Source organism: Rhodoferax sp. (assembly GCF_028689305.1).
Taxonomy (GTDB): Bacteria; Pseudomonadota; Gammaproteobacteria; order Burkholderiales; family Burkholderiaceae_C; genus Rhodoferax.
In genome coordinates, this window is sequence record NZ_JAQTWM010000104.1 from 1 (window position 1) to 10967 (window position 10967).

12 protein-coding genes and 2 pseudogenes are annotated in these 10967 nt (G+C 57.7%); 6 read left to right on the forward strand and 8 right to left on the reverse strand.

Going from position 1 to position 10967, the window contains the following annotated elements:
• The coding region (locus PHW99_RS16120) for a helix-turn-helix domain-containing protein (protein WP_300179926.1) at nt 1–160 on the reverse strand (160 nt) is incomplete at its 3' end.
• Between the two features lie 222 nt (nt 161–382).
• On the opposite strand from PHW99_RS16120, the gene PHW99_RS16125 reads away from it, so the two are divergent.
• On the forward strand, nt 383–1219 hold the full coding sequence (locus PHW99_RS16125) for an IclR family transcriptional regulator (protein WP_300179896.1): 837 nt from the start codon (nt 383–385) through the stop codon (nt 1217–1219).
• Between the two features lie 56 nt (nt 1220–1275).
• On the opposite strand, the gene PHW99_RS16130 is transcribed toward PHW99_RS16125, so the two are convergent.
• Complete coding sequence (locus tag PHW99_RS16130) at nt 1276–2799, reverse strand: FAD-binding oxidoreductase (RefSeq protein WP_300179899.1); 1524 nt, start codon at nt 2797–2799, stop codon at nt 1276–1278.
• A gap of 90 nt (nt 2800–2889) precedes the next feature.
• Here PHW99_RS16130 and PHW99_RS16135 point away from each other — a divergent pair, with 90 nt between their 5' ends.
• The 5 genes from PHW99_RS16135 to dmpG all read left to right on the forward strand — a co-directional run bounded on the left by PHW99_RS16135 (nt 2890) and on the right by dmpG (nt 7760).
• On the forward strand, nt 2890–3864 hold the full coding sequence (locus tag PHW99_RS16135) for a TRAP transporter substrate-binding protein (protein WP_300179902.1): 975 nt from the start codon (nt 2890–2892) through the stop codon (nt 3862–3864).
• Nucleotides 3865–3980: 116 nt separating this feature from the next.
• On the forward strand, nt 3981–4463 hold the full coding sequence (locus tag PHW99_RS16140; RefSeq protein WP_300179905.1) for a TRAP transporter small permease: 483 nt from the start codon (nt 3981–3983) through the stop codon (nt 4461–4463).
• Entirely contained in the window at nt 4460–5743 is a 1284-nt protein-coding gene (locus tag PHW99_RS16145; protein WP_300179908.1) for a TRAP transporter large permease, read from the forward strand. The genes PHW99_RS16140 and PHW99_RS16145 overlap by 4 nt, the downstream gene beginning before the upstream one ends.
• Nucleotides 5744–5791: 48 nt before the next feature.
• The gene (locus tag PHW99_RS16150; protein ID WP_300179911.1) at nt 5792–6706 is read left to right on the forward strand and encodes an acetaldehyde dehydrogenase (acetylating); all 915 of its coding nucleotides are present in this window, start codon (nt 5792–5794) and stop codon (nt 6704–6706) included.
• Between the two features lie 13 nt (nt 6707–6719).
• On the forward strand, nt 6720–7760 hold the full coding sequence (dmpG, locus tag PHW99_RS16155) for a 4-hydroxy-2-oxovalerate aldolase (protein WP_300179914.1): 1041 nt from the start codon (nt 6720–6722) through the stop codon (nt 7758–7760).
• Nucleotides 7761–7963: 203 nt separating this feature from the next.
• Here dmpG and PHW99_RS16160 read toward each other — a convergent pair.
• The 6 genes and pseudogenes from PHW99_RS16160 to PHW99_RS16185 form a co-directional block, all read right to left on the reverse strand.
• Nucleotides 7964–8383: pseudogene (locus tag PHW99_RS16160) on the reverse strand (DUF1932 domain-containing protein); the annotation flags it as partial.
• A 23-nt stretch (nt 8384–8406) separates the two neighbouring features.
• Nucleotides 8407–8586: pseudogene (locus PHW99_RS16165) on the reverse strand (IS630 family transposase); the annotation flags it as partial.
• An 86-nt stretch (nt 8587–8672) separates the two neighbouring features.
• Nucleotides 8673–9026, reverse strand: a complete 354-nt coding sequence (locus tag PHW99_RS16170; RefSeq protein WP_300179917.1) for an AzlD domain-containing protein — start codon at nt 9024–9026, stop codon at nt 8673–8675.
• Nucleotides 9023–9703 (reverse strand): AzlC family ABC transporter permease, encoded by a 681-nt coding sequence (locus PHW99_RS16175; RefSeq protein WP_300179929.1) that lies wholly within the window; start codon nt 9701–9703, stop codon nt 9023–9025. Before PHW99_RS16175 ends, PHW99_RS16170 begins: the two co-directional genes overlap by 4 nt.
• A gap of 66 nt (nt 9704–9769) precedes the next feature.
• Nucleotides 9770–10729: a methionyl-tRNA formyltransferase gene (gene fmt, locus PHW99_RS16180; RefSeq protein WP_300179920.1), complete on the reverse strand. Its 960-nt coding sequence runs from the start codon at nt 10727–10729 to the stop codon at nt 9770–9772.
• The coding region (locus PHW99_RS16185) for a peptide deformylase (RefSeq protein ID WP_300179923.1) at nt 10726–10967 on the reverse strand (242 nt) is incomplete at its 5' end. The genes fmt and PHW99_RS16185, both read right to left, overlap by 4 nt.

Below are 10967 nucleotides of genomic sequence, written 5' to 3' on the forward strand. Positions count from 1 at the left end.
CATCCATGCCGCCTTCATCAAAGATGGCCTTCCATGTGTATACGGTTTGCCGTGCCACGCCGACTTCCAGGGCAATTTCGGCGGGTCGCTTGCCTTTTTGCAGGAGTCGTCCAGCGCGGATGCGCTTTCTTGTTGCTTCGTCCAAACGTTTTGCTGCCATGCTTCATCTCTCCAATCAACGGGGTGGGGATATAACGCATGAAGCGGCAATCGGCTGTCATGTTTTTTGAAAAGATCAATAGATGCTGCAACCGCTGCGGAACCAGCGGCATCAGCACCGGTCTTTTCTTTTTTCTCTACTTTGGCGAAAAGAACACCCGGACAACGGAAAACACTTGGTCAGATATATAGAATGGCCGCACAGACTTATTGCATGTGCGTAATGGCATCATCCGCAACGAATGACCTTGAAAACCGGAAATGTGAAGGTGTCAAATTGACAGATCACTCAGAGAATGAACATGCCCAAGGCAAAAAAGCGCTGACCAGCCAGACGTTGCTGCGAGGCCTTGACGTCATTGAAGCCGTAGCGAATGAACCTCTGAGTATTTCCATCATTGCTAAAAACACCGGGATCAGCTACGGCACAGCACACCGCATCGTCTCCGTCCTAGTGCAACGCCACTATCTCAAGCCTGATAGTGGAAAGGGCTTTTCATTGGGTCGGAAGGTCCTGGAACTCGGCTTCATGGCTTTCCATCAAACCGCCCTGACGCGCATTGCTCATCCGTTTTTGGAGCAACTTGCCAGGGAGACGCTCGATACGGTGCATTTGGCACGTATCGAAACGGATTCAGTGATTTATCTCGACAAGATTTCCAACCAACGCTCGGTGGAGATCAGCTCACGCATTGGGGGGCGCAAGCCCCTCATTTCTACCGGAGTCGGCAAAGCGCTCATCTTGGATTGGAGCGAAGAGGAATGGTGTGCTTTGTATCACCGCGATGCACACCTGCTTCGAGAAGAGACCACAGTGACACAATGGGTGGAGTTGATGCGCCGTTACGCGCAGAGCGGGTATGCCTTTGACCTTGGCGAAGATGCGCAGCCCATTCGTTGTGTTGCTGCACCCGTGCGTGATGGCAGTCGCAAAATTGTGGCCGCCATCAGTGTCTCAAGCACCGTGGTGTACATGCCCTCCGAACGGATGCAGATGCTGATTCCCATGGTCAAGGATGTGGCCACAAAAATCAGCGCAGAACTGGGTATGCGCACGTGACGATGGGCTTCGGGTGCCAGATGAGGGTCTGGTGACCCGGATGACGCGAATAGGCCTTACAGGATTTTCCCGGGATTGAGGATGTTGCCCGGATCCATGGCCTGTTTCAAAACCTTCATCAACGCAATCTCTGCTGTACTGCGGCTATGGCCCAGCCACTGTTTCTTGTGCAAGCCAATGCCATGCTCGGCCGACACAGAACCACAAAAGTCGCGAACAACGGCATAGAACTTCTCTTCAACCTGGTGTTCAGTGATGCCATCTTGAGGAATAGGGCCAACCACCGCATGGATGTTGCCATCCCCCACATGACCAAAGAAAATCGCGCCGAGGTGTGCGAAGTGCAGCGTCATGACATTCCTAAGTTGTTCAACACAGTGTCCAATTTTTGAAATCGGCACGGAGAGGTCGAAATTGATGGTTGGAGCGTTGTCTTGCAACATCTGGGATACCGAGTCACGCAAGGTCCAGAAGTCTTCCGTTTCTGCGTGTGATTGCGCGATAGCTGCATCCTCAACCCAACCTTGCGCCATGGCTTCTTCCAGCATGGCTTGAAAACGTTCAGCCTCGGTTGCGGGGGAGACCCCCTGCATGTCAATCAACACATAGATCGGGTAGTGCGTGGGCAGTGGCGCCCTGGCACCCGTAATCGACGTGGCAGCGCTGTAAAAATCGGGCCACATGACCTCAAAAGCGCTGACCTGACCTGAGAGGGACTGTTGAGCGTGACGCAGGAATTGCACCACCGCGTTGAAGTCCGTCAGGGCGACCAAGGCGGTATTGGCGCCATTCACCCCTGGGTTTAGGCGCAGCACCGCTTGAGTGATCACTCCCAGCGTGCCTTCGCTACCAATAAATAGGTGTTTCAGGTCAGGACCCGCATTGTTCTTGACCATCTGATTCAACATCGACAGCACCGTGCCATCGGCCAGCACCACTTCTAGACCCAGCACCGATTCTCGTGCCATGCCGTAACGGATCACGCGATTGCCGCCGGCATTGGTCGACAGATTGCCGCCAATCTGGCACGAACCACGCGCCCCCAAATCCAGCGCGAAAAAAAATCCGGCTTGTTGTGCTGCTTCCTGAATGACTTGCAGAGGCGTGCCAGCCAGAACGGTCATGGTCGCCGAATCGGTGTCAAGGGCAGTAATGCCACTCATGCGCTCCATCGACAAGACAACGCTACCGTGGCTGGGCACGGCACCACCAGCCAAACCGGTCAGTCCACCTTGAGGCGTGATCGCTTGTCCATGTTCATGGCAAATGCGTAAAACGTTCGCGACCTGCTGCGTGCTGCGTGGCCGCACCACCGCGAGTGGAATGCCGCCGCGTTCATCGCTCCAGTCGTGCAGATACTTTTCGCTGATCTGGTTGCCGGTGAGGACTTCGGATTCACCAAGCTCCCGTATGAGAGCAGTCAAAACTGGGAGGGTGAAGTCGACGGGCGTCGAGTCGGGTGAGGGCATGAGATCAGAGGTCATAACAGCGCCTTTTGAACAAAATTTGTATATGTTGAAAGTTGTTTTTATAAATTGACAATATTTTACTATGCCGACTAAAATTTCCAGCGGGCTCATGACTTAGCGTGACCCATCAAACCATTACCAAATCTGGAGCAAATCGACATGATTTTTAAAACCCCTCAACACCTTTCACGCCGTGTTGCCATGATGCTGGGCCTCTGTGCCGTCTCGTTTGGCCTCTCCAGCCAAGCCCTTGCCGCTGGCAACATCGTGCTCAAGGTGGGGCATGCAGCAACGACCAGCAATACGGGTCACCTCGGCCTTGAGTTCATGGGCAAGGAGCTCAAAGAGAAGACCAAAGGCCGCGTCAGCATGGAGATCTTCCCGAATTCACAACTGGGCAGCGAACGCGAACTGATCGAGAGCATTCAACTGGGCAACGTGGACATGGCGTTTGTGTCATCTGCACTGCTGGGCAACTTCAACAAGCAATTTTTTGCGCTGGACATCCCTTTCATGTTCAAGGACCGTCCCAGTGTCTACCGCGTGCTTGATGGGGAAATCGGCCAGGGTCTGCTGGGCAGCCTGAACAAGGTCGGCATTCAAGGTGTGGGTTACTGGGAAAACGGTTTCCGCCAGCTGACCAACAGCAAGAAGATCATCAAAAGCCCGGAAGACCTCAAGGGCATGAAGATGCGCACCATGGAAAACGAGGTGCACATTGCCGCCTGGAAAGCCATTGGCGCCAACCCCGCGCCGCTGGCTTTTGGTGAATTGTTCACGGCGCTGCAACAAGGTACTTTTGACGCACAGGAAGGCCCGATCAACCTGTTCTACGACATGAAGTTCCAAGAAGTACAGAAGTTCATCACCAAGACCAACCATGTCTATTCACCATTTGTGGTGATGATCAATCCGGCGACGTACAAGCGCATGAGTGACGAAGACAAAAAGATCTTCGCGACAGCCTTCAACAACGCCAAGGCTTATCAGCGTGACCTGGCCCAAAAGGCCGATGCCAAGGCCGAAGCTGCGATGCCTAAGGTGACCTTCACCACGCTGACACCTCAGGAGTTTGCCAAGTTCTCGGAAAAGATGGGCCCGATCTATGACTTGGTGAAGAAAAAAGTGGGACCGGAAATCGTCGACAAGATCATCGCGGAAGTTAACAAAAAGTAACTTCGTATCTAACCAGAAGGTCATTGCGGGTTCATGCCCGCAATCCCTGAGTCCAGGCTTCCTGGATGTCGGCGCGCGTCCGGCATGTTGCACCCTTTTCTGATCAAGAAAATCACATGTTCAAAATCATCGACAAAAATCTGGAAGAAGTTTTTCTGGTGTTTCTGCTGTCGCTCATGTCAGTGCTCATAGGAGTGCAGATCGTGATGCGCTACGTGGTCGGGGAGTCCCTGACCTGGTCAGAGGAACTGGCCCGTTATTGCTTCATCTGGGCCACCTACATCGGTGTAAGTTACGCCGTCAAGGTAGGCGCCCATATTCGCGTCGATGCCGTCACGGACATGCTGCCCGTTTCGACCCGGCGTTACGTCAATCTGTTCTCGTATTTCATGTTCATCGTCTTTGCGGCGCTGGTCATGAAAGAAGGTTATGCCTTGACCGCAAAAATCTTCAGCTTTGGCCAGGAGTCCTCGTCACTCGGTCTGCCCATGGGCTACGTCTATATGGCCCCCACGGTCGGTTTTGGCTTGGTGGTGCTTCGCATTCTGCAAAAAATGGTCGAAGAAGTGCAATTGATTCGCAAGGGAGAGCCAACATGATTTCCCTTTTGCTTTTTGGTCTGTTTATCGTCTTGCTGCTGACCAGTGTTCCCATCGCAATTTCTCTGGGTCTGGCTGCCACCGGGGCACTGTTTTACAGCGGCAAGGTCAGCAGCAGCTTTATCGCGCAAGGCCTGGTCACCTCCATCGACTCATTTCCCCTGATGGCGGTGCCGTTCTTCATTTTGGCGGGCGACCTGATGGGCCATGGCGGCCTGTCCAAGCGCCTGCTTGATGTGGGCAATGTGTTTTTTGGTCGCTTTGCGGGTGGTCTGGCCATCATCGCGGTGGTGACCTGCATGTTTTTCGCCGCCATTTCCGGCTCGGGTCCCGCCACCGTGGCTGCCATCGGCACGATTCTGTTGCCTGCCATGGCGCGCGACGGTTACCCCAAGGGCTTCTCGATCGGCCTGGTCGCGTCTGCGGGCTGCATGGGCATCATCATTCCGCCCAGTATCCCGATGGTGATTTACGCCACGTCTTCCAACGTGTCGATCAGCGCGATGTTTCTGGCCGGTGTGATCCCAGGCTTGTTGATTGGTCTGTCCCTGATGGTGGTGGCCTACTACAAATCGAAAAAGAACAACTACCGCAGCTCGTCCAGAAAATATTCTGCCCGGGAAATTGTGGCCACACTCAACGACGCCAAATGGGCGCTGTTGGTGCCGATCATCATTCTGGGTGGTATTTACGGCGGCATCTTCACGCCAACCGAAGCTGCCGCCGTGGGCGTGATCTATGGTTTCATCGTAGGCACCTTCGTTTACAAGGAGCTGAAGTTCAAGGATCTGTACAAAATCATTGTCGGCTCGGCGTTGACCTCGGCCTCGGTCATGATCATTGTCGGTACCGCCACCATCTTCGGGCGGATTCTGGCCATTGAACGCATCCCGGTCATGCTGGCCGAGTACATCGTGCAACTGACCAGCAGCCCCGTCATCATTTTGATGCTGATCAACATCTTGCTGCTGTTCGTTGGCATGTTCATGGAAACGCTGGCCGCCATCATCATCCTGACGCCCATTTTGCTGCCCGTGGTGATGGCTGTCGGTGTCGATCCGGTGCACTTTGGCATTGTGGTCATTGTCAACCTGGCCATTGGTCTGGCGACACCACCGGTGGGTGTCAACCTGTTTGTCGGCGCCCGGGTGGGTGGGTCTACCCTGGAAGCTGTGTCCAAGGGCAGCGTTCCTTTCCTCATAGCGATGTTCATCATGCTTCTGCTGGTGACCTACGTGCCTTCACTGTCGCTGTTTCTGCCCAAATTAATGGGCATGTAAGCCCAAGCGACAGCAACCGTTTACCCCATTCAATTTTCAGGAAAAACCATGTCTCAAAAAATCAAATGCGCCCTGATCGGCCCCGGCAACATCGGCACCGACTTGCTGGCCAAATTGCAACGCAGCCCGGTGTTGGAGCCGGTCTGGATGGTCGGTATCGACCCCAATTCCGACGGCCTGAAACGTGCCCGCGAGATGGGCATCAAAACCACCTCGGACGGCGTCGACGGCCTCATTCCCCACATGAAGGCTGACGGCGTGCAAATCGTCTTTGATGCCACCAGCGCCTATGTGCACGCGGAAAACAGCCGCAAAGTCAACGCCCTGGGGGCGCTGATGATCGACCTGACACCCGCCGCGATTGGCCCGTTTTGTGTGCCCCCGGTAAACCTGGTTGAGCACGTCGGCAAGGGTGAGATGAACGTCAACATGGTCACCTGCGGTGGCCAGGCCACGATTCCGATGGTGGCCGCCGTGAGCCGCGTGCAGCCGGTGGCGTATGGCGAAATTGTGGCCACCGTGTCCAGCCGCTCGGCCGGGCCCGGCACCCGCAAAAACATCGACGAATTCACCCGCACGACAGCAGGCGCGGTGGAGAAGGTGGGCGGTGCCAAGAAAGGCAAGGCCATCATCATCCTGAACCCGGCCGAGCCACCACTGATCATGCGTGACACGGTGCACTGCCTCACTGAGACCGTACCCGATCAGGCCAAAATCACCGAATCGATCCACGCCATGATCAAGGAAGTGCAAAAGTACGTGCCCGGTTACAAACTGGTCAACGGCCCGGTATTTGACGGCAACCGTGTCTCGGTCTTTTTGGAAGTCGAAGGCCTGGGCGACTACCTGCCCAAATACGCAGGCAACCTCGACATCATGACCGCCGCAGCGGCCCGCACGGCAGAAATGTTTGCCGAAGAAATCATCGCGGGCCGCTTGACGCTCAAACCCGTACAAGCCTGATCCCCCCTGGAGAATGAATATGACACAAGCCAAAAAAATCACCCTGCATGACATGACGCTGCGCGATGGCATGCACCCCAAGCGTCACCTGATGACGCTGGAGCAGATGAAATCCATCGCCTGCGGTCTCGATGACGCCGGCATCCCCCTGATCGAGGTCACCCACGGCGACGGCCTGGGCGGATCATCGGTCAACTACGGCTTTCCGGCCCACACCGACGAAGAATACCTGGGCACCGTGATCCCGCTGATGAAGCAGGCCAAGGTCTCGGCGCTGCTCTTGCCCGGCATCGGCACGGTGGACCATCTGCTGATGGCCAAAGACCTAGGCGTGAACACCATCCGTGTCGCCACCCACTGCACCGAGGCGGATGTGTCTGAGCAGCACATCACCAAGGCGCGCGCGCTGGGCATGGACACCGTGGGCTTTCTGATGATGGCCCACATGGCCAGCCCGGAAAAATTGGTGAGTCAGGCCAAGCTGATGGAAGGCTATGGCGCCAACTGCATTTACGTGACAGATTCGGCGGGTCATCTGCTACCTGACGGCGTGAAAGCCCGTCTGGGTGCGGTGCGCGCGGCATTGAAGCCCGAGACCGAACTGGGCTTTCACGGCCACCACAACCTGGCCATGGGCGTGGCCAACTCGATCGCCGCCATTGAAGTCGGTGCCACCCGCATCGACGCCGCTGCTGCCGGCCTGGGCGCCGGTGCCGGCAACACGCCGATGGAAGTGCTGGTGTCGGTGCTCGACCTGATGAAAATCAGCACGGGCGTGGACGTCTACAAGATACAGGACGTGGCCGAAGACCTGGTGGTGCCGATCATGGACTTCCCGATCCGCATCGACCGCGACGCGCTCACCCTGGGCTATGCCGGTGTCTACGGCTCGTTCCTGCTGTTTGCCAAACGGGCTGAGAAGAAATACGGCGTACCGGCCCGCGACATTCTGGTCGAGATGGGCCGCCGTGGCATGGTGGGTGGTCAGGAAGACATGATCGAAGACACCGCCATGACGCTGGCAAGACAGCGCAGCATCAAGCCAGCAGCTTGAATATTGATGCGACTGTCAATTCAATTTGGCAGGTACACGCCGTGGTCACGGCCAACGTCTATGTTTAGCGCTTGACCGGCCCATTTCCGAAAATAGGTTTCCATCGGAAGCAGGCACGGGTGGCGCTGGGTCTTTCAGCAACGATCACAGACATGATCCAGCTCGTCATGTTTGACGAGTCATAGCGCGACACACATCGGCCTTCAGTCCAGCTTCAAACGGCCACGCCCCAGCATCTGATCGGCCTCCACCCGCCAGTCGGCACTGCGGGCAAATTCAGGCGTGCCTTTGGCGCCAAACAGACCGGCATCGGCCAGGTCAGCCACCCAGGCTTGCCGCTCGGCGGTGCCGCTGGCCGACCAAGGAGTCAGGCCCGCGTCGCGCACAGTCTCGGCCACTTCACGCACTTCTTCACTGCGGCGGCGGCCGTGTTCGATGACGCGCTGAAAGAAGTAGGCGGCCTGTTTTTCCCAGTCAACGCCGGGAAAGGTTTCGTACAAGCTGGCGATGACTGCGTCTTCCACGCCGTAGTGGCGGGCAGTGGTGAGGCTCTCGATCACCATCGCCTCCAGGCCTTTGATCATGACGCTGCGGCACATCTTGGTGGCGCTGGCCACGCCTATTGACATTTTCGTAAATCATGACATCACCACAGCGTAGCCTGCTGCCAGCAAGCGGCGATGATCGAGGGACGTTTTTGCGCACTCTTGAGCTTGTTGCGCGCCGTTGTTTGCAACTCGCTGAGGTTGTCTGGGCAGAAATTGGCCATGGCATGGCGCTTGAGCCAGGCCTACAGGTATTCCACCGGATTGAGGTCTGGCGCCCAATCAGCGGGTTGGGGATATAACGCATGGAGTGGCAATCGATTGTCATGTTTTTTGAAAAGATCAATAGATGCTGCAACTACCCGGCTTACCAACCCCAGCCCAAATGCAGTGGCAGGTATACCGCCATACCCGTCACAATGGTACCCAGCACCGCCTGCCCCCGGCCTTTACACCCGAAGAACCACACGGCGCCAGCAACTGCGGCAAACAGACGTGCATCTTGCCATGACGTGGTGAACTGCCCCTGCGTCATGACCAGTTCGGGCACGATGACCGCAGACAGGGCTGCAATCGGCGCGTACTGCAAACCACGCTGCGCCCAATGCGGCAAATTCCACGGCTTGCTGGACATGAAAAACAGTGTACGGGTCAACACCGTGATCAGCGTCAACCCAAGGATCACCAGGACAGTCCAGCTATCGGTCTGGTTGACGCTCATGGTGCCGCACCTTCGGCTGCGCCGGGTCGATGCGTCGCCTCCAGCAGCAGGCACAAGGCCACGGCGGCGGCTATCGCCAGCAGGATATTAAGTTTGAGGGGTAGCGCATACGCCGCCACGGCGGCCGCACCAGCCACACCTGCACTGACCCAGCGCAATGGGCTCGATGCCAGCGAAAACAGAATCCCGAGCAAAGCCATGATGCCAGCAAAGCCCAAGCCCCAGTTGGGAGGCACCCAGTCAGCCAGAAATACCCCCAACACTGTACAACCGACCCAAGACACCCAGTTGACGCCGCAGTTGCCCGCCAGATAGGCCTGCTGCGCGTGCAGTTGCGCCGCGTCACCGCCGTGGTGCGGGAAGCGGCGCGTGAATAAAACATAGCTGAGGTCAGTGGTCAGGTAACCGGTCAGCAGGCGCTGCCACAGCGGCAAATGCATCATGTACGGTCGCAGGTGTGCGCTGAACACGACAAAACGCAGGTTGACGCAAAAGCCGGTGGCCAGCACCACCCACATCGGCGCTCCCGCGGCAATCAGGGGGATGGCGGCCAGCTGCGAGCTGCCAGCAAAAACGGTGGTACCCATCAGCAGCGCCTCGAACGTGCTCAGGCCCGACTCGACCATCGCCACGCCCATCATCAGCCCCCACGCTGCCAGACCTGGCGCCGCCGCCATGGCGTCAAGCGCGCCCACCTGAAACTCGGGATGACGGTAAAACGCGGGCTTGAAAAACACGCAGACCTAACCGAGGCGCTGCCCGACCTGCACATCCGCGCCGCGCAGAAAGTCGGCAACCGCCAGACGCTTGCCACCAGAGCGCTGCACCTGGGTCAGGTTTACTACTGAATTCATAGCTAATACAGCAATATATTCGGGGGCTAGAGCCACAATTTGTCCATGAATCAGGGATGCTTGCGGCGCCCCGTTGCCGACCTGCGCGGCCCACACCTTGAGCGACTCGCCGTTCCAGACCGTGCTGGCGCCGGGGAACGGGTTGAACGCCCGTATCCGTCGCACGATGGTCGTCGCAGGTTGTGTCCAATCGATCAGGGCCTCGTGCTTGTCAATCTTGGCGGCGTAGGTCACGCCCTCGGCAGGCTGCGGCACCGCTTTGAGCCGACCTTGCTGCAAGTCGGCCAGCGCCCGCACCATCAACGCACCACCCAGGTCGGCCAGCTTGTCGTGCAGGCTGCCGGTGGTGTCGGCGTCGGTAATGGGCAGCGTCTGCGCCAGCAGCATGTCACCGGTGTCCAGCCCGGCGTCCATCTGCATGATGGTGACGCCGGTTTGTGCGTCGCCCGCTTCGACCGCGCGGTGAATCGGTGCCGCACCGCGCCAGCGCGGCAACAGCGACGCGTGGATGTTGAAGCAGCCGTGGCGCGGCAAGTCCAGCACCCACTGCGGCAGGATCAAGCCGTAGGCGGCCACCACCATCGCGTCAGCCTGCGCGGCCCGCAACACCGCCTGCGCGGCCAACGCGTCGCCCGGGTATTTGCCATCCAGGCGCAGGCTGCGCGGCTGCGCCACCACCATGCCGTGCTGCAGCGCCAACTGTTTTACAGGCGAGGCCTGCAACTTCATGCCCCGGCCTGCGGGCCGGTCGGGTTGTGTCAGCACCAGCGCAATGTCATGCCCGGCGGCGCGCAGTTGCGCCAGCGCCACAGCGGCAAATTCTGGCGTGCCGGCAAAAACCAGCTTCAAGAACGCGCCTCGCGCTGGGCCTTGAGCATTTTGGTCTTGATGCGGTTGCGCTTGAGCGGCGACAGGTATTCGACAAAGACCTTGCCGAGCAAATGGTCCATTTCATGCTGAATGCACACCGCCAGCAGGCCATCGGCTTCGATCAGGCGCGATTGGCCGTCGCCGTCGAGCGCCTCCACCTTGACCGCGTCGTGACGCACCACACCGTCGTAAATGCCTGGAACCGACAGGCAACCTT